The following is a 17,787-nucleotide window of genomic DNA, read 5'->3' as shown; positions in this document are numbered from 1 at the left end:
GGCCTGTTCACATTCATAACGGGCTTGCGCTGGCCGCCAGAAGGGCCGAGCCGCTCAGCGAAGCAGCATCGCGGCCACGCCAGCCGCCGCCGAAAGCACGACGACAGCGAGCGGCGGCACTTGCCAGCGCGTGAGCAACAAGAAGCCGACGGCCGCGACCGCAAAGTCGATCGGTGACTGGATAGCGCTCGTCCACACCGGCGTATAGAGCGCCATGGCAAGCAGCCCGACCACGGCTGCATTCACGCCCGCGAGCATGGCCGCCATGGAGGGATGGGCGCGAAGCGCTTGCCAGTATGGCAGCGCGGCGAGCACGAGAAGCAGGCCTGGCAAGAAGATGCCTGCCAGCGCCACGAACGCGCCCAACGCATGGCTGGATGGGCCGCTCATGATCCATCCAAGGAAAGCGGCGAACGTGAAGAGCGGGCCGGGCACGGCCTGGGCGGCTCCGTAGCCCGCGAGAAAGTCGTTCGGCGAAACCCAGCCCGTCGCCACGGTCTCGCGCTGCAGCAACGGCAGGACCACGTGACCACCGCCGAACACGAGGGCGCCCGAGCGGTAGAAGGCGTCGAACACGCGCACAGTATGCGTCGTGTCGAATGCGGCAAGCGCCGGAAGCCCGAAAAACAGCGCACAAAAGAGGACAAGTGCGAACAGACCGGCGGCGCGCGACACGCGGAACGCCTGCGTATGCTGACGCGCACCGGCGATGGCTCCCGCAGCCGTGGACCGGCACAGCACGATACCGAGCAGCGCGCCGAGCGCGATGACAATCAACTGCGCATACGCCGTCGTCATGACCGCGAGAAGTACGACGGCAACGAGTGCAATACCGGCGCGGCGGTGGTCGGGGCACAGGCGGCGTGCCATGTCCCAGACGGCTTGCGCCACGACGGCAATGGCGACGAGTTTCAGACCGTGAATCAGCCCGCTTCCCACGGGGCCGCCGAGTTCAGGCGCGATAATGGCAAAGGCGATCAGCAGTGCAACGGATGGCAACGTGAAGCCGCACCAGGCTGCCAGCCCGCCCGGCCAGCCGGCGCGCAGCAGACCGATCGAGAAACCGGTCTGGCTACTGGCGGGACCGGGGAGAAACTGGCAGAGACCGACCAGATCGGTGAAGGTTTCGTCGTCGAGCCAGCGGCGCCGCTCGACGAACTCGCGCCGGAAGTAGCCGATATGCGCAATGGGACCGCCAAACGACGTCAGGCCCAGCTTCAGAAAGACGCGCAGGACCTCATACGCGGAGCCCGCACGATCCGGCTGTGACGTCGACATATCTGTTTCCACGGAAATTCAGTCGTAAGGAATGCGAATGGAGCGCGATGCTGCCGCGATCATACCCGATCCGCTGGCACGATCGCACTCCGGGAAGCTTTCATCCGGCATGAATCATGCTGATCCTGGCTTGGCGAATGCGTCGGCGATTTGCCGGGCGCGTTTGATCTCGTCGCTGTGCAGATAGATCGAGGTGGTCGAAACGGAAGCGTGCCGCAGGTTGTCGCGCACGGTGGTGAGTTCCGCGCCGCGCCCGAGCGCGTGCGTGGCGTGCGTGTGGCGCATCCAGTGCGGGCTCGCGCGTCGCAGCTTCTCTGCAAGCGGCGCATGATCGGCCTCGATGGCCTTGGCGGCCAGCAGGAAGAAGCGCCGCAGCACCCCCCACAAACGCGCGCTGCTGATCGCGGCGTCGCTGTCGGCCTCGAGACTGCCGATGACCGGCGTGGCCGGGTTCCAGCGCAAGGGCACGACCGGCAGATCGCGTTCGGCCAGATAGCGCGCGAGCGCCTCCCACGCGAGCGGCGGCAAGGCGACCCGCGCGAGCTTCTTTCCCTTTCCCGTCACGCGCAGCCAGTGATCGCCGCGTGCATCCGTCTCGACGTGGCCGAGCGTGGCGCCGACCAGTTCGCTCGCGCGCAGGCCGGTCGCGTAGCCGAAATCCAGCAGGAAGCGCAGCCGCTGTGCCGCCGGCGCCGACCAGCCGTACGACCACTCCAGGCCGTCTGCGATCGTGCGCGCGAGCGCCCATTCCCCTTCGCTGAATGCGTGCGAGGTGTCGAGCGCCTGTGCGCCGCTTGCGCCGCGCACTTTCACGCCGGAAAACGGATTGGCGAGCACGTAGCGCTGTTCGATGAGCCAGCGGAACAGCGCGCCGAGGATCGATAGCGCATGCGCGACCGAACGCGCCGAGAGGCTGCCGTTGAACGGCCGCCAGTCCAGCGACGTGCGCGCCCGCACGGGGCCGACCCAGCGGCTGCGCGGTGAGGGATGACGCAGGAACGCGCGGTAGGCGATGGCGTCCTCGGTCGAGAGGGACGAGAGCGCGCGGCCACGCTCGACGATCGCCCAGAGGATCAGGCGTTCGGCTTCCTTCCGGTAGGTACGCTGCGTGGCGGGCGACTCGTGCAGCGCGAGCCAGGTCTGAACGGCTTCATAGTCGTTTGACGCGTCCAGCGTGCAGGTCGCGCGTGGTGCACGGAACGTGCCTTCGGAGCCGTCGACTTCGTGCGGCAGCTTCAAGGACTCCCACGGTGCGATGTCGCCGCGCTGGCTCGCCACGATGAGCGCGCGCGCCTTTTCCGTGAGTGCTGGCCAGGCCGCGAAGAACGCCTCGATCGCGCGGGCGCTCGCCACACCGAGTCCCGGCACCGCTTTCCACCACTGCCGGCGGCGCGGGATACGCACGGTCAGGTCGGCGAGCGTGGTGATGCCGTGCGCGTACAGCACCCGCACGGCGCGCGGCGTGAACCACTGTGCGATGTCGTCGGCGATCTGGGGTTCGGGAGGCCGGGCGTGACGCAGGCTGTCGATTGCCTGCGCGACGGCCTTGGCGTGCCGCTCCCGTTCTTCTACCGGATGTTCGAGCAGCGCCACCAGATCGTCGCGATGCGCTGCGCGCGCGAGGCCAACTAGCCTGCGCCGGATGCGCCCGAGCACGCCACGCGCCGATTTCCCGTCTCCGAGTGCCGAGGGTAGATAGCGCTCGACGGCAGGCCGCACGGCAAGGCCTGCATACCACGCGCGCAGCATGGCGAGTTCGTCGGCATCGGGGAAACCGGCAGGCTCGGCGGAATGGGGTGCGGGAAGAGGTGCGTGGCGCGTTTTCATGTGACGAAGTTTAGCGCAAAGATAGATATCTTGTGATAAGAAAGATTATCTTCATGGCCGCAGGCGGTATGGAATTTCAGCAAAGAACGAGAAATACTCCCGCAAGCGGCGACGAGGTGGCCTGGCGCCCGCCGAGGGCGAATGCCGGAAAGAGGTTCAACCCTACTGACAATGGCACAGCCAGACATCACGATTTCTCGTGCCGCCTATACTCTGACTGACCATCTTCACATTTCCTTCACGCTGATCTGAGGTTGTTAGCGAACGTCGATCAATATCTTTCTCCGAGTCAAGGCGTGAGCATTCGAAGCCAGTTCGCAAGCGTTGCGTGGCTATTGCGAGGTGCGCGTATTTTCTGATTCCCAGATTTCAATAACGAAAGAGAACGACAATGTTACGCACCTCAGTGAAGGCAATAAAAATAGGTGCATGGGTTGCAGTCCTGCTGGTGATACTCGCATTCGGTCTGCGCGCCTGGTATTCGCAGCGCAGCCCGGATCTCGCGGTCTGGCACACCTATGTGCCGCGCGAAATGACTGTCGAGGAAATGGATGCGGGGGACTGGAACGCCTACATGAATGCGGAGGCGCGCATTTTCGAGGCGGTTCGCGTCAACGTTGTCGAGAAATTGAAGCCGTCCGAGCGCATCCCGACGAACCGATACTACGAAGGAGCGCCGATCTATCCGGGGCACTTCGCGCAAGACTGGAACCGTTCATACATTCTCGAGCCGCAGGGTCCGCCGGTTGGCGCCGTGGTGCTGTTGCACGGGATGACGGATTCGCCGTTCAGTTTGCGTCACATCGCGCGCCACTATCGCGATCGCGGCTTCGTCGCCATCGGCATCCGCTTGCCTGGGCACGGTACCGTGCCAGCCGGGCTGGCAAACGTTCACTGGCAGGACTGGGCTGCGGCCACCCGGCTCGCCATACGGGAAGCGCGCCGGCGGGTGGGGCCGGACAAGCCGTTGGAACTGGTGGGCTTCTCCAACGGCGGGGCGCTGGCATTGCAATACGCGCTCGACGCGATCGAGAATCGCGCGCTCACGCGCCCGAGCCGGCTGGTGCTGATTTCCCCGATGATAGGCGTGACGCGCTACGCGCGCTTTGCGGGGCTCGCCGGATTGCCGGCGATATTGCCGGTGTTCGCGCGTGCCGCATGGCTTGGCGTCATTCCGGAATTCAATCCGTTCAAATACAACTCGTTCCCGGTGAATGGCGCGCGTCAATCGTATCTTCTGACCGCCGCGATTCAGGAGCAAATGGCGAGGCTCGAGCGTGAGAACCGGCTCGACACGCTGCCGCCGATCCTGACCTTCCAGTCCGTGACCGATTTCACGGTCAGCACGCCGGCGATCATGTCCTCGCTCTATGACAAGCTTCCGGAGAACGGCAGTGAAGTGGTGTTATTCGATGTGAACCGCAGCGTGCGATTCAGGACTTTTCTGCGCGTCGCTTCCTACACGGCGATTTCGCGGCTGCTGCGTACCGGTCCCCAAAACTATCGCACGACGGTGATCGGCAACGCCTCGCCGGACTCGGCGCATACCGTCGAGCGCAGCACCTACGCGGGTGAGGTGCAGACGAGAATCAAACCTCTGGATATCGATTATCCGCAGGAAATCTTCTCCTTATCGCACGTCGCGATTCCATTCCCGGTCACGGACCCGCTGTACGGCATCGCGCCGGACGATTCGGAAAACTTCAATGAGCACCTCGGCACGCTTGCGCCGCGCGGCGAGCGCGGCACCCTGATTCTGACGCTCGATTCGATGTTCCGCATCGCGTCGAATCCGTTCTTTCCTTATTTGCTGCAACGTATCGATGAAGGCATGGGCGCAATGCCGCCGCCGGTCGTGAAGTCTCTGCCGCGCACCCATGAAACCGCTGCGAGGCTGCCTGACGATTTCTCCGATGATGTGAACGCACTCGACCAGGTCGGGGCCGATGAGCCTTAGACGCCGCATGCAGGTCGACTTGTCATCTCCACATAAGCCGCCTTGCTTACAGAAGTCCGACAATCCGCTGCCTGCTACCGCCACGGTCTAACCATGCTCCGAGGTCGGGCCGTGGCGGCCGCCATGTGCGGCATGACGTGGCCGGTTTTGTCAGTATGTCGGCCTGTTTGATCAGTCTGTGCCACGACGGTTGGCGCTAGGATTGCCACGGCGCGCCCTGGGTATTTCCTGATCAGGTCGGGACCAGGTGTGGAAACAGGCTGCGCCGGCGCTTCACAGGCGGCAAACCGATAACTGAGGAATCCATATGAGCAGGGAAGTTGTGGTGGTGGGCGGTGTGCGGACCGCGATCGGCAAATTCGGCGGCAGCCTGAAAGACGTGCCGCCAAGCGAACTCGGTTCAATCGTCGTGCGCGAACTGCTCGCGCGAAGCCACGTCGAGGCAAAGGACGTGGGGCATGTGGTGTTCGGCAATGTGATCGCCACCGAGCCACGGGATTTTTACCTTTCTCGCGTCGCCGCAATCAACGCCGGCATTCCCGAATCGACGCCTGCGTTCAACGTCAACCGGCTGTGCGGTTCGGGCCTGCAGGCGATCGTCTCCGCCGCGCAGACCATTCTGCTCGGCGATGCTGACGTGGCGATCGGCGCTGGCGCCGAGAACATGAGCCGCGCGCCGTACATCACGAGCGAGGCCCGCTTTGGCGCACGCATGGGCGACGCGTGCCTCATCGACATGATGCTGGGCGCGCTAAACGATCCTTTCCACACGGTGCCGATGGGCGTGACGGCGGAAAATGTCGCCGGTCGCTACGGCATTACGCGCGAGCGTCAGGACAATCTCGCACTCGAATCGCATCGCCGCGCCGCGCGAGCGATCGCCGAGGGCCGCTTCGCCAGCCAGATCGTGCCGGTCAAACGCACGGTGAAAGGGCGCGAGACCGTCTTCGACACCGACGAACATTTGCGCCACGATGCAACGATCGACGACTTTTCGAAGCTCAAGCCCGTATTCGCGAAGGAGAACGGTACGGTCACGGCGGGCAACGCTTCCGGCATCAACGACGCGGGCGCGGCCGTCCTGCTGATGTCGCGCGAGGCGGCCAAGGCGCGTGGCCTCGCGCCGATGGCGAAACTCGTGGCATACGCACACGCGGGCGTCGATCCGCTTTACATGGGCATCGGCCCGGTGCCGGCTACGCGGCTTGCCTTGCAGCGCGCGGGACTGTCCGTCGCGGACCTCGATGTGATCGAGTCGAACGAGGCATTCGCCGCCCAGGCATGCGCGGTCACGCAGGAGCTGGGCCTGGACCCTGAAAAGGTGAACCCCAATGGCTCGGGTATTTCGCTCGGCCATCCGATTGGCGCGACCGGCGCACTGATTACCGTGAAGGCGCTGTACGAACTCAAGCGCATTGGTGGCCGCTATGCGCTCGTCACGATGTGTATTGGGGGCGGGCAGGGGATCGCCGCCATCTTCGAAAACGTCCAGTAAATCGCGTGCGCCTTCGGGCGCGCCATATCCAAGCCATGCAAATCGAAACATTGGGAATCGTGGGCGCCGGGACGATGGGTTCCGGCATCGCGCAGGTCGCCGCGCTCGCTGGCCTGCGCGTGATCGTGGTCGACGTCAGTGAAGCCGCGCTCGATAGAGGCCTCAACGCGCTGAAGGGAAGTCTCGATCGGCTCATCGCGAAAGACAAGCTGGACGCGGCGGCGAGCAATGCCGCGCTCGCACGCATCGAGACCTCCACGGATTATCAGCGCCTCGATGCTGCCGGTCTGATTATCGAAGCCGCCACCGAGAACCTCGATCTGAAGCTGCGCATCTTGACGCAGATTGAAGCGGTTGCGCGTCCTGACGCCATTCTCGCTTCCAATACGTCTTCGATCTCGATTACCACGCTTGGCGCCGCACTATGCGACCCGTCGCGCCTCGTCGGCATGCATTTCTTCAATCCGGTGCCATTGATGCCGCTAGTCGAAATCATCCGGGGCCTCGAAACCGGAAGCGCCGCTGCGGACGCGGTCCACGAACTGACGTTGCGGCTCGGTAAGTCGCCGATCAGCGTGCGCAATTCGCCGGGCTTCGTGGTCAACCGCATTCTCGTGCCGATGATCAACGAGGCTTTCTTCCTGCTCGCCGAAGGCGTCGCGCCAGCCGAGGAAATCGATACCGGCATGCGTCTTGGCGCGAATCAGCCGATTGGACCGCTGGCGCTTGCCGACCTCGTTGGACTCGATGTGGTGCTTTCGGTCATGGATGTCTTTTACAAGGACTTTGGCGATTCGAAATACCGTGCGTGCCCGCTGCTTCGTGAACTGGTGGCCGCCGGACGCCTGGGCCGGAAGACCGGGCGCGGGGTCTACCGTTACGGCCAGGGGGACGGAGGGCTGTAGGAGCGTTGTCGCGAGCCCGGCGCGACGGTCAGACGTGCGGCTCACGCGTCGGCCCAGCGGCGCAGCAGGTTGTGATAGGTGCCGGTGAGGCTCACGACGGTCGGATCGTTCGAGCCGCGTTCGGCGGAAAGACGCTGCACGTCGTTGTCGAGGTGATAGAGCAGCCGCCGTTCGGTTTCGTCGCGGACCATGCTCTGGATCCAGAAGAACGACGCGACGCGCACGCCGCGCGTGACCGGCGTCACATGATGCAGGCTCGACGACGGGTACAGCACCATGTCGCCGGCCGGCAGCTTCACGCGATGCGTGCCGTACGTGTCCTCGACACACAGCTCGCCGCCGTCGTAGGTGTCGGGATCGGCGAAGAACAGCGTCGCGGACAGATCGCTGCGGATGCGGAAGTCGCTGCCGCGCAGCAGCCGGATCGCGTTGTCGACGTGCAGGCCGAAGCCGTCGCCGCCCGCGTAGCGGTTGAAGAGCGGCGGAAAGACCTTGAGCGGCAGCGCGGCCGAGAAGAACGCCGCGTTGCGCGCGAGCGCGTCCTGGATCGCGTCGCCGATCGCGCGCGCAACCGGCGAGCCTTCGGGCAACTGCTGGTTGTGCTTGACCTGCGCGGACTGCACGCCGGCCGTCACGCTGCCGTCGATCCACTGCGCGCCGTCGAGCGCGTCGCGGCACTGCGCGACCTGCTCGCGGGTCAGCACCTGCGGTATATGCAACATCATGTCGTGGTTCTCCCTATATCTGTGTGAACGTCCGCGCGCGACAGCGCGGACGCGAAGCGGCGCAACGCATCGACCGGCGAGTTCGAGAGCCACGCGTGCACCTGAGCGAGGAACGCGGGCGTTGCGGTGCGCGGCACGCGCGCGAGCCACGCGAGCGCGTCGTCGATCTCGCCGCGCGCCGCGAGCATCCGCGCGTAGTTGAATTGCCCGCGGAAGTCGCCGCCTTCGGCGGCCTGCCGGTAGTAGCCGCACGCGGCCGATGCGTCCGCCTCGACCACCCAGCCGTCTTCGTGGAAACTGCCGATGAAGTTCAGCGACTTCGCGTGACCGAGCGCGGCTGCGCGCCGGAACCAGTCGAGCGCCTCGGTCCGGTCCGGCTCGATGCCGCGGCCGAGCGCGAGCGCGGACGCGTAGTTGTACATACCCCAGTCGAGCCCCGCGCGCGCGGCGAGCCGATACCAGTAGACGGCGACTTCCGCGCTCGGCGCGGTGCCCCAGCCGTTCTCGTAGCAGCGGCCGAGCATGTTCATCGCCATCGGATGATCGCGTCGCGCCGCGTGACGGAACCACGTGAACGCGGCCTGCGGGTCGCGTTCGACGCCGTGTCCGTCGAGCAGGTACTGGCCGTACACGGCCTGCGCGTCGACGATGCCGTTGTGCGCGGCCGCCGCGACCCACGCGGCGGCCCGTTCGGACGGGCCGGCGAGGATCGCCGCGAACGCGTCCGCGGACACCGACGCGAGCGCGCGCAACGGCACGCGCTCGTGCAGCGGCACGTCGTCGTCGCGATGCTTGGGGTCGTGCATCGCGGAGTCCTTAATAACGCGCGGTCATCGTGACGAACGCGGAGCGTCCCGGCGCGATCGACACGTAGTGGGTCGGATACGCCTGGTCGAAGTACTTGCGGTTGAACAGGTTCTGCACGTTCAGCTGCACGTCGAGATACTTGTTGACCCGATACCGCGCGGTCGCGTCGAAGCGCCAGTACGACGGCACTGCATGCACGTTCGCGGTATCGCCGAACACCTGGGACATGTAGAACGCGCCGCCGCCGACCGTGAATTGCGGCAGCACATCGTAGGTCGACCACAGGCTCAGGCTGTTGCGCGGCGTGTTCGGGAATTCGTGGCCGTTGTCGGTCGTGGTCTTGCCGTTGTCGCGCAGCTCGCTGTGCAGATACGTGTAGCCGCCGAACACCTGCCACTCGTTTGTCAGCCGGCCGGACACGCCGAGTTCGAGACCCTGCACGCGCTTGCTGCCGACCATCGCGTACTCGTTGTTCGGCAGCGTGACGCGCGCGTTGGTCGTGTCGATCTGGAACAGCGCGCCGGTGAGCGACAGGCGGTTGTCCAGCACGTTCCACTTCGTGCCGATCTCGATGCTGCGGTTCTTCTCCGGCCCGAGCTGGTCCGCGTTCACGCCGACGCCGCCGCGCCCGGGCGTCAGCGACTGCGTTTCGCTGCCTTGGCCGAGCAGCGCGCCGGCCGGCGTCGACGACGTCGCGATCGACGCGTACACGCTGCCGTTGGCCGCCGGCTTGAACACGAGGCCGAACTGGTAGTTGAACAGCGTGTCGTCGCGGGTGATCTGCTTGCCGCCGTTTGCGGCGGTGTCCGTGAAGCGCGTCGAGTAATCGTCGACGCGCAGGCCGGCGTTCACGAACCAGCGCGGCGTGATCTCGACCGTGTCGAACACGTACAGCGCCTTCGTCGTCGTACGCTGGCGGCTCGGGTCGTTGTTGCGGCTGACGCTGCCGGCCCACGGATCGTTCGGATTCGGGCTCCACAGGCTCGTGCAGTTGTAGCCGGACGGCGCGCCGATGCCGGCGGTGCGGCAGATCGCGCCGCTCGCCGCCGCGACCGTGTACGAGTCGTTTGCCGAACGCTCGCGCGACAGTTCGAGACCGGTCGCGAAGCTGTGCTTCAGGAAGCCGGTGCGAAATTCGCCGTACAGATCGGTCTGGTTCGCGATGCTCCACACATCGCTCGCACGGGTATTGGCGCGACGCCACACCATGCCGTTCGCGACGTTGCCCTGGCTGTCGTCGGGCTGGGTCCAGATGTAGTCCTGGCTCGCCTTCGTGTAGCGCGTCGTATTGCGGATCGTCAGCGCCGGCGTGATGTCGTGCTCGATGCGCAGCGTGCCGATATCGGACTGCGTCTTGCGGAAATCGCGGTCGACGAGGCCGTAGAAGTTGTGGCGGTCGACATCTGCCGGATAGAGCGTGCTCACGCCGGCCGGCTTGTTGCCGGTCGTGTAGAAGTACGGGATGCCGCTGTCGGGCAGGTCGTCGGTGTTCAGGTGGTAGTAGCTCGCGGTCACGCGCGTGGGCGTGCCGAGGCCGAATGCGACCGACGGCGCGACGCCCCAGCGCGTGTTGTTCACCGCGTCGCGGCCGGCCACGTCGTTGTTGTGGCTCAGCAGGTTCAGGCGGAACGCGGCGTGGTCCGCGAACTGCCAGTTGCCGTCGGCGGTAAAGCGGCGATAGCTGTCGGTGCCGAGCCCGATGTTACCTTCCGCGCTGTTGCCGAGGTGCGGCGCTTTGCTCGTGATGTCGATGCTGCCGCCGGGGCCGCCGCGTCCGCCGAGCGCGCCGTCGGCGCCCTTGACCACCTCGATGCGTTCGGTGTTGAACACTTCGCGCGTGGTTGCGCCGATGTCGCGCATGCCGTCGACGAACAGGCTGCCTTGCGTGTCGTAGCCGCGCAGGAATGGACGGTCGCCGAGCGGGTTGCCGCCTTCACCCGCGCCAAACGTGACGCCGGGCACCGTGCGCAGCGCCTCGGTCATCGTGGCGGCGCCGATGCTTTCGATCAGTTCCTGCGGGATCACCGAGACCGATTTCGGCGTGTCGATCAGCGGCGCGGTGAACTTGATGTCGGACGAATGGCCAGTCTTGAAGCCGCGTTCGGCCTGGCCGGAAATCTGGATCGGCGCCAGCTGGCCTTCGCCGTCGGAGGGCGGCGGCGCGGTGCCGTTGTTCTGGGCGAAGGCGGGGCTGGCGGCCAGGACGCTCCACAGCGTGGTGCCGAGTTTGCCGAGCTTGAGTTCGTCGATGCGCGACTTCATTCCGTTTCCTCGTGGTGATCCGCGCTGGACGGTGTGGCGCAAGCCTTTCCATATCATTTCGCGGTTATTACAAAAATATTTCAATACATTCTATTCGGTTGTTTTGTAATTGAGAAGCGTTCTTATTTGTGCTGACTGGGGCGAACGGGTGCGGTCGGGACGGCCGATTGGCCGTGGGGCGCCGATTGGCGGGAAATGAGCCGGCAATCCGCGAGGAAGATGGTTTTTGACCTAAGTCAAAATGCGCGGCATGCGGACATGCCATGCGCTGATCGGGATCGAGAATGCGAGCGAGAAGGAGTTGCGGCGGTTCGCGGCCTCGACGTGCCGCCGCAAGCGATACAACGCAACGCGAACGAAACAGAGCCGCGGCCGCCGCGAATGCAGACGATGCGTCTGTCTGGCGGGGGTTGTCGACTTTGCTGGAGGAGCGCCGTATCAAAATGGCGATACAGCTTCAACACCTGGGTCGTAACCGTCGACCGAAGGCAGACAGCCACGGCATGCAGTTTTGACGGCGCGATAAGACTGGCAAAAATCGCTGCTGAGGAAGGCGGCGCCGCCTCGTCTGTGCCTCGCCGCAGGACTGCGAATGAAGGCGAAAGCTGAAGGCAAAAGCAAAGGGCCCGTGAACCGGGCCGGGGTCCCGCGGCCTAGCTGCCGCTCACATACCCCCCATCCACCGGCAAGGTGACACCGGTGACGAACGCCGCCGCGTGCGAGGCGAGAAAGACGGCGGCGCCCACCAGATCCTCGGTTTCCCCCCAGCGCTTGAGTGCCGCACGCGCCGCGATCTTCTCCGCCGACGAAGGGGTCTCCCAGAGCGCGCGCGTCATGTCCGTGCGATGGTAGCCCGGCGCAATCGCGTTCACGCGCACGCCCGCCACGCCGAACGAATGCGCAAGCGCGCGTGTGAGACCCAGGATGCCGGTCTTGCTCGCGCAATAGGCGGGCACTTCCACGTCGGCGAGATAGCTAAGCATCGATGCGATGTTCACGACTACGCCCTTCGATCGTTCGAGCAACGGCCGGGCCGCCATCGAAAAGCGCATGGCCGCGGTGAGGTTCACGTCGAGCACCTCGCGAAACACGTCGTCGCGGTACTCTTCTATCGGGCGTGCCACGCCCGCCGCATTGATGAGGACATCCAACGATTCCAGAGCGCTGCAAAAGCGGTTGATGTCATCGACGTTGCGCACGTCTACACGCTCGAAGCGGATGTGCGAGAGCGCGCCGTCGGCGCGCAGCGCTTCGAGCTTGGCGGACGAGCTGCCCGTAGCGATCACGCGTGCGCCGAGCGAGGCGAAGCCTTCAGCGATCGCGAGGCCGATCCCGCTCGTCGCACCCGAGACGAGCACGGTCTTGCCGCTGAAGAGGCCGGCCCGGAAAGCGTGGATTTCCTGGTTTTCCGCAGAGTCTTTTTGCGGGGCGGTTTGTGTCATGTTCAGGCAGCTCCTTGCTGGATGAGTGTGCCGAGGCGCGCGCCGTAGCGGTCCATTGCCTTGAGGGCGGCGACTACCATGGCGGGCTCGACGGGATAGGGCTCGTTGTGAATGATCTCGCCGGCGCGGCAGGCGCGTGCCGACACGGTTTCGAGCGCGTGGTTGTCGTCCGCGTCGACGTTGATCTGGGCGAGGCGCGTGGGCAGGCCGACCGCGCGGCAAAAGCGGAACACGCGCTGGCGTTCGTCGTCGGGCACGGTCGAAAGAAACAGCGAGGCGAGTACGCCGATCGCGACCTTTTCGCCGTGCAGCAGGCTGTGCGACGAAGGGAGGTCGGCGAGTCCGTGATGGATGGCGTGCGCGGCCGCTACGCCACCCGATTCGAAGCCGATGCCGGAGAGCAGCACCGTGGCTTCGAGCGTCGCGTCGAAGTCGGGCGTGACGAGCTGCGCGCGGCAGTCTTCGACCGCTTGCGGCGCGTGTGCGAACAACAAGTCGCGGCACAGCCGCGCGGCTTCGAAAGCGAGCGCCGTGCCACGCCCGCCGCACAGGTTGCGGGCATGGGCGCGCCGGCATGCTTCGGCTTCGTAGTAAGTCGCCAGCGCGTCGCCGATGCCCGCAATGAAAAAGCGCGCGGGCGCGCGGACGATCACGGCGGTGTCGAGCAGCACGAGGTCCGGGTTGCGGCGCACGAAGCGGTCGCGCACCACGCGGCCTTCTTCGTCGTAGATCACCGCGAGCGCGCTGCACGGCGCATCCGACGCTGCGATGGTCGGCACGCAGGCGAACGGCAGGCGCAGGTCGTCGGCGGCCGCGCGACCGGTGTCGATCACCTTGCCGCCGCCGAACGAGACCACTACGTCCGCGCCGCTTGCGCGAATCCACCCGGCGGTTTCGGCTACCGAGCGCTCGGTGCAGGCGGCATCGACTTCACGCACCTGCAATGTGACTCGTTCGGCGCGCGCGAGTACCGGTTCGAGCAGCGCCGAGACGTTGCGATCGACGAGGCATGCAGCGTGCGAGCCAAGACGTGCGAGTTCGGCGTCGAGCGTGGCGAGCGCACCGGCGCCCTGGACGTAGCGCGAGGGGAATATGCTGGTTCTCAACATGGTCTGGTTTGCGAAGTAAGTTCGGATGCGGGTTCGAAAGAAAGCACGCCCGACAGCCCGAGCGCGGCGGCGATCTCGCGCGCGCTGTGCACGATCTGCGTGCCCTGCGGAAAGCTCACGTTGGCCTCCTGCGCACCGGCATCGGGCCAGCCGAGTACGCGCATGCCGGCGGCGAGTGCGGCGCGCGCGCCCGTTGGGCTGTCTTCGATGGCGATGGCCTCGGCGGGCACGACGTCCAGCAGGTACGCGGCGCGCAGGTAGGCTTCGGGGTCGGGCTTGCCGTGCCGCACGTCGTTGGCACTCACCGAGACACGCTCGGGCGCTTGCAACCCGAGCGCGTTCAGATTGGCTTCGAGCAGCATGCGGCCCGCGTTCGAAACGACGGCCTGGCGCAGCCCGACCGCGTGCGCGGCGCGCCAGATTTCGAGCGCGCCGGGGCGCGCTTCGAGCTGCGGCGCTTCGGCCACGTAGCGCGCGGCGCGCAGCGCCGACCAGGCAGGGAAATCCACTTCGATGCCGAAGCGTTCGCGGCAGATTCGATAAACGTCGAGACCGGTGCGACCGAACATCAGCGGATGCAATTCGTCGCCCGCTTGAACGCCGCAGTGCGCGAGCGCCGCGATCAGGGTATGCATATGCAGCGGTTCGCTAAGCGCGAGCGTGCCGTCCATATCCCAGAGCACGGCGCGTGGCGGTGTGTTCATGCGTTGTCTCCGGCGAAACGGTCGAGGTCGTCGTAGAACTGCTGCGAGTGTGTATAGAGGCGTTCGAAGATCGGCATCATGCGGTCGTAGGTGTCGGCAGCGCGCGGGTCGGGTTGCACTTCGCGCGCGAAGCGCACGAAACGGCGCACGGCGTCGCCAAGTGTCGCAAACCGTCCGGTGGCGGTGGCCGCGAGCAGCGCGCAGCCCATCACGCCGCATTCGACCTCGGCGGGCACGAGCACCGGCGTGCGATACATGCTGGCCTTGATATCGAGCCACAATGCGGCTTTCGCGCCGCCGCTAGCCGCCACCAGCCGCTCGATCGCTACGCCCGCGGGCTGGATCATCGCCAAGTTGCGGCGCACGCCGAAGGCCACGCCTTCGAGCACGGCGCGATGCAGGTGCGCAAGGCCGTGGTGCGCCGCGATGCCGAAAAACTGTGCGCGCGAGTTCGGTTGCGCGCTCAAGCGCTCGCCGGTGAGATACGGCAGGAAGAAGAGGCCCTCGGCGCCCACGGGCGCTTCGGCGGCCTTGCGCGCGACGTCCTCGTACGAGAGCGCGTTTTCGTGGAACGCGCGGCGCGCCCAGCGCATGGCGTCGCCGCCCGAATCAAGCAGCGTGAAGCGGCCCCACAAGCCCTCGCAGGTCGCGACGTTCGAGACCTCCGGGTGCAGCATGGGCGTGTCGGCGATCACGGTGATGATTGACGAGGTTCCCGTGATGTCCGAGGCGAGGCCGCGCTCATACACGCCCGAGCCCAGCACCGAGGCCGGATAGTCGGCCGCGCCCACCAGGACGGGCGTGCCTTCGCGCAGCCCCGTGGCCTGCGCGGCCGCCTTCGTGACCGCGCCGAGCAATTCGTGCGGCGCCCGGATGGGCGGCAGCTTGTGCGCGTCGAGGCCCAGCGCATCGAGCATGACCGGTGACCACGCGCGCGTTTGCGGGTCCATCAGGAAGGTCATCGAGGCGTCGCTCCAGTCGCACGCGCGCTCGCCGGTGAGCCGGAAGTTCACGTAGTCCTTCGGCATGAGCACGGTCGTGGCGCGTTCGTAGGCGTCGCGCTCGTGCTGGCGGATCCACTGGAGCTTGAAGCCGGGCCAGGCGGGCGTAGGCGGATTCGCGGTACGCGCGAGCCAGGCGTGCGCACCGGGGCCGCTGCCGTGGCGAGCGCGAAACGCTTCGACCTGCGCGGCGGAGCGCTTGTCGTTCCAGAGCGGCGCGGCCTCGCGCGTGAGTTCGCCATCGGCGTCGATGAGCACGGTGCCGTGCATTTGTCCGCAGGCGCAGATCGCGGCGATGTGCTGCGCCGCTCCCGGCTCGGCCGCGAGCACTTCGCGGATCGCGTGAGCAGCGCCCGTCCACCAGTCGAGTGGACGCTGCTCGGACCAGCCATAGCGCGGCACGATCTGCTCGTGCTCGCGCGCGGCGAGGCGACGGATTTTGCCGCTCGCATCGACGAGTGCGGCGCGCACGCTGCCGGTGCCCACGTCGATCGCCAGATAGGTTGTCTCCATGCTTGCTTGTCCCATCGTCGTCGGGAATATCCTCGTTCAAGTGCCTCGTTCAGGCGCTGCCCGCATGGGCGCGTACGCGCCACGCGCATTGCGTGCGCGCGCGGTAGAGCGCCAGCGCGCCGCGCTCCCCGACAATGCGCGCGTCGATCTCGCCAGGCGCGATCGTGTTGAAGTCGAAGAGGCCATGGTGGTGCGCGATCATCACGCGCACGCCGGCGTCTTTCGCGAGCGTCACTGCTTCGTCTAGCGTGAAGTTGCCCGGCACGCCGTTGCCGCTGCGCTCGGCGTCGCGCCCGTTCACAGGCAGCAGTGCCACATGCGGCGCGAGCGCGGCCACGTGCCCGGTGAGTCCCGCGTAGGGCACGCAGTCGCCCGAATGATAGATGCGCACACCCGCAATTTCGATCATGTAGCCAAGCCACGGATGCCGGCCCTGCGCATCGACGTCGAGCGTTTCATGTGCCGAGGCGAGCGGCGTGACGCTGAGTCCTGGCGCGCCTGCCAGCGGTTGCACGCGCTCACCCGCGTCGACTGCGATCAGGCGCGAGGCATCCACGCCGCAACGCTTCACCGCTTCGTCGAGCGTGGCGGCGGGTACCACGAAACGCAGCCCGGGAAAGCGCCGCGCGAGCGGTTGCAGTGTGTCCGGGTCCATGTGGTCGGTGTGGCGGTGAGTGCAGAGCACGAGATCGACGCGTTCGAGATCTTCGGGTGCGATTGGCGCGGCCATCATGCGCTCGTGCGGATAGTGCGCGCCGCGGTACTTGCGCGCGAGCGAATCGGAAAGATACGGGTCGATCAAGAGGCGCAAGCCCGCGCCCTCGATCACGAAGCCCGCCTGGCCGAGCCAGTAGAGCGCGACGTCGGCGGAGGCGACCGGCGCATGCGCTTGCGGCGCGGCCAGACGCGCCGCAAGCGGCATCTCGAAGGTCTCGACGTCGATGGAAAGACGCGCGGTGCTCATGCTCACCAGCACACGTAGCCGCCGTCGGCGAGCACGATCGAGCCTGTCATCAGGCTCGCGGCCTCGCTGGCGAGAAAGAGCACGACCGAGGCCACTTCGTCCACGCGGCCAAGCCGATTCATTGGCGTGCCGCCAACCCAGTGGCGATACATCTCCTCGTTCTCGTACACGTACTTGTTCATCTCCGTATCGATATAGGTGGGCGCCACGGCGTTCACGCGCACGCCGCGCGCGCCCCACTCGGCGGCGAGCGAGCGCGTCAGGTGATGCACGCCCGCCTTCGACGCGTTGTAGTTCGCCTGCTCCTGCGGCCGGTTCACGATAAAGCCCGACATCGAGCCCACGTTCACGATGCTGCCTCCGCCGTGCTCCAGCATGCTCTTGCCGAACGCACGACAGCAGCGGAACACGCCGTTGAGATTCACGTCGATCACGCGGTCCCATACTTCGTCGGTCATGGTTTCGGCGGGATGATTCGAGATGGCGATGCCCGCGTTGTTCACGAGCACGTCCACGCGGCCGTGGCGCGCGATCACCGCGTCGTGCACGCGCTGTACGGCGGCCACGTCGGTGACGTCGAGCCGTTCGCCTTCGACCTGCGTGCCCGCTGCCGCGAGCTTGCTCACGGCAGCGTCGAGTGCGCCCTGGTCCATGTCTGTAAGCACGACACGCGCGCCGGCCTGCGTGAGCGCTTCGGCGATCGCGTAGCCGATCCCGCGCGCCGCGCCCGTCACCACGGCGAGCTTGCCGTCCAGGCGGAATTTGTCGAGATACATCGTCGGTCCTTCGAATGGAGTG

Annotated in this window: 14 protein-coding genes; 3 read left to right on the top strand and 11 right to left on the bottom strand. The window is 66.2% G+C overall.

The window, feature by feature from the left end; all coding sequences use genetic code 11:
- Window positions 1-54: 54 nt before the first annotated feature.
- A complete protein-coding gene (chrA, locus tag C7411_RS14445) occupies window positions 55-1,278 on the bottom strand; it encodes a chromate efflux transporter (RefSeq protein ID WP_181431339.1) in 1,224 nt (407 codons plus the stop codon).
- A gap of 114 nt (window positions 1,279-1,392) precedes the next feature.
- Window positions 1,393-3,105 carry a site-specific integrase gene (locus C7411_RS14440; protein WP_110384958.1) on the bottom strand — a complete coding sequence of 571 codons (1,713 nt, stop codon included), beginning with the start codon at window positions 3,103-3,105 and terminating at the stop codon, window positions 1,393-1,395.
- A gap of 391 nt (window positions 3,106-3,496) precedes the next feature.
- Between C7411_RS14440 and C7411_RS14435 the strand changes: the two genes are divergently transcribed.
- The 3 genes from C7411_RS14435 (at window position 3,497) to C7411_RS14425 (ending at window position 7,462) form a co-directional block, all read left to right on the top strand.
- The gene (locus tag C7411_RS14435; protein WP_110384957.1) at window positions 3,497-5,062 is read left to right on the top strand and encodes an alpha/beta hydrolase; all 1,566 of its coding nucleotides are present in this window, start codon (window positions 3,497-3,499) and stop codon (window positions 5,060-5,062) included.
- A 307-nt stretch (window positions 5,063-5,369) separates the two neighbouring features.
- Window positions 5,370-6,557: a beta-ketothiolase BktB gene (gene bktB, locus C7411_RS14430; RefSeq protein ID WP_110384956.1), complete on the top strand. Its 1,188-nt coding sequence runs from the start codon at window positions 5,370-5,372 to the stop codon at window positions 6,555-6,557.
- A 35-nt stretch (window positions 6,558-6,592) separates the two neighbouring features.
- A complete protein-coding gene (locus C7411_RS14425; RefSeq protein ID WP_110384955.1) occupies window positions 6,593-7,462 on the top strand; it encodes a 3-hydroxybutyryl-CoA dehydrogenase in 870 nt (289 codons plus the stop codon).
- A 41-nt stretch (window positions 7,463-7,503) separates the two neighbouring features.
- Here C7411_RS14425 and C7411_RS14420 read toward each other — a convergent pair whose 3' ends face one another.
- From C7411_RS14420 to C7411_RS14375, 9 genes are all read right to left on the bottom strand, one after another.
- Entirely contained in the window at window positions 7,504-8,187 is a 684-nt protein-coding gene (locus C7411_RS14420; protein ID WP_110384954.1) for a Fe2+-dependent dioxygenase, read from the bottom strand.
- Window positions 8,184-8,993, bottom strand: a complete 810-nt coding sequence (locus C7411_RS14415) for a tetratricopeptide repeat protein (protein ID WP_110384953.1) — start codon at window positions 8,991-8,993, stop codon at window positions 8,184-8,186. Before C7411_RS14415 ends, C7411_RS14420 begins: the two co-directional genes overlap by 4 nt.
- 10 nt (window positions 8,994-9,003) lie before the next feature.
- Complete coding sequence (locus C7411_RS14410; RefSeq protein WP_110384952.1) at window positions 9,004-11,256, bottom strand: TonB-dependent receptor; 2,253 nt, start codon at window positions 11,254-11,256, stop codon at window positions 9,004-9,006.
- A 653-nt stretch (window positions 11,257-11,909) separates the two neighbouring features.
- Window positions 11,910-12,698, bottom strand: a complete 789-nt coding sequence (locus C7411_RS14400) for an SDR family NAD(P)-dependent oxidoreductase (protein WP_110384951.1) — start codon at window positions 12,696-12,698, stop codon at window positions 11,910-11,912.
- Window positions 12,699-12,700: 2 nt separating this feature from the next.
- Entirely contained in the window at window positions 12,701-13,807 is a 1,107-nt protein-coding gene (locus C7411_RS14395) for a glycerol dehydrogenase (protein WP_110384950.1), read from the bottom strand.
- Window positions 13,801-14,511 (bottom strand): HAD family hydrolase, encoded by a 711-nt coding sequence (locus tag C7411_RS14390; protein ID WP_110384949.1) that lies wholly within the window; start codon window positions 14,509-14,511, stop codon window positions 13,801-13,803. The genes C7411_RS14395 and C7411_RS14390 overlap by 7 nt, the downstream gene beginning before the upstream one ends.
- Window positions 14,508-16,025 carry a xylulokinase gene (locus tag C7411_RS14385; RefSeq protein ID WP_110384948.1) on the bottom strand — a complete coding sequence of 506 codons (1,518 nt, stop codon included), beginning with the start codon at window positions 16,023-16,025 and terminating at the stop codon, window positions 14,508-14,510. The genes C7411_RS14390 and C7411_RS14385 overlap by 4 nt, the downstream gene beginning before the upstream one ends.
- Before the next feature lie 49 nt (window positions 16,026-16,074).
- Window positions 16,075-16,989: an MBL fold metallo-hydrolase gene (locus C7411_RS14380; protein ID WP_133253657.1), complete on the bottom strand. Its 915-nt coding sequence runs from the start codon at window positions 16,987-16,989 to the stop codon at window positions 16,075-16,077.
- A gap of 2 nt (window positions 16,990-16,991) precedes the next feature.
- Entirely contained in the window at window positions 16,992-17,765 is a 774-nt protein-coding gene (locus tag C7411_RS14375) for an SDR family NAD(P)-dependent oxidoreductase (protein WP_110384946.1), read from the bottom strand.
- Between the last annotated feature and the right edge of the window lie 22 nt (window positions 17,766-17,787).

The organism is Paraburkholderia silvatlantica (assembly GCF_003096715.1).
GTDB classification, from domain to species: domain Bacteria; phylum Pseudomonadota; class Gammaproteobacteria; order Burkholderiales; family Burkholderiaceae; genus Paraburkholderia; species Paraburkholderia silvatlantica.
This window is presented reverse-complemented; position numbering and strand designations above follow the sequence as displayed.

What these genes read in the sequence shown, in the direction of transcription:
- C7411_RS14420 (WP_110384954.1), bottom strand. Translation starts at nt 8,187, where the DNA reads ATGATGTTGCATATACCGCAGGTGCTGACCCGCGAGCAGGTCGCGCAG.
- C7411_RS14400 (WP_110384951.1), bottom strand. Translation starts at nt 12,698, where the DNA reads ATGACACAAACCGCCCCGCAAAAAGACTCTGCGGAAAACCAGGAAATC.
- C7411_RS14440 (WP_110384958.1), bottom strand. Translation starts at nt 3,105, where the DNA reads ATGAAAACGCGCCACGCACCTCTTCCCGCACCCCATTCCGCCGAGCCT.
- C7411_RS14425 (WP_110384955.1), top strand. Translation starts at nt 6,593, where the DNA reads ATGCAAATCGAAACATTGGGAATCGTGGGCGCCGGGACGATGGGTTCC.
- C7411_RS14435 (WP_110384957.1), top strand. Translation starts at nt 3,497, where the DNA reads ATGTTACGCACCTCAGTGAAGGCAATAAAAATAGGTGCATGGGTTGCA.
- bktB (WP_110384956.1), top strand. Translation starts at nt 5,370, where the DNA reads ATGAGCAGGGAAGTTGTGGTGGTGGGCGGTGTGCGGACCGCGATCGGC.
- C7411_RS14375 (WP_110384946.1), bottom strand. Translation starts at nt 17,765, where the DNA reads ATGTATCTCGACAAATTCCGCCTGGACGGCAAGCTCGCCGTGGTGACG.
- C7411_RS14385 (WP_110384948.1), bottom strand. Translation starts at nt 16,025, where the DNA reads ATGGAGACAACCTATCTGGCGATCGACGTGGGCACCGGCAGCGTGCGC.
- C7411_RS14410 (WP_110384952.1), bottom strand. Translation starts at nt 11,256, where the DNA reads ATGAAGTCGCGCATCGACGAACTCAAGCTCGGCAAACTCGGCACCACG.
- C7411_RS14395 (WP_110384950.1), bottom strand. Translation starts at nt 13,807, where the DNA reads ATGTTGAGAACCAGCATATTCCCCTCGCGCTACGTCCAGGGCGCCGGT.
- C7411_RS14415 (WP_110384953.1), bottom strand. Translation starts at nt 8,993, where the DNA reads ATGCACGACCCCAAGCATCGCGACGACGACGTGCCGCTGCACGAGCGC.
- C7411_RS14390 (WP_110384949.1), bottom strand. Translation starts at nt 14,511, where the DNA reads ATGAACACACCGCCACGCGCCGTGCTCTGGGATATGGACGGCACGCTC.
- C7411_RS14380 (WP_133253657.1), bottom strand. Translation starts at nt 16,989, where the DNA reads ATGAGCACCGCGCGTCTTTCCATCGACGTCGAGACCTTCGAGATGCCG.
- chrA (WP_181431339.1), bottom strand. Translation starts at nt 1,278, where the DNA reads ATGTCGACGTCACAGCCGGATCGTGCGGGCTCCGCGTATGAGGTCCTG.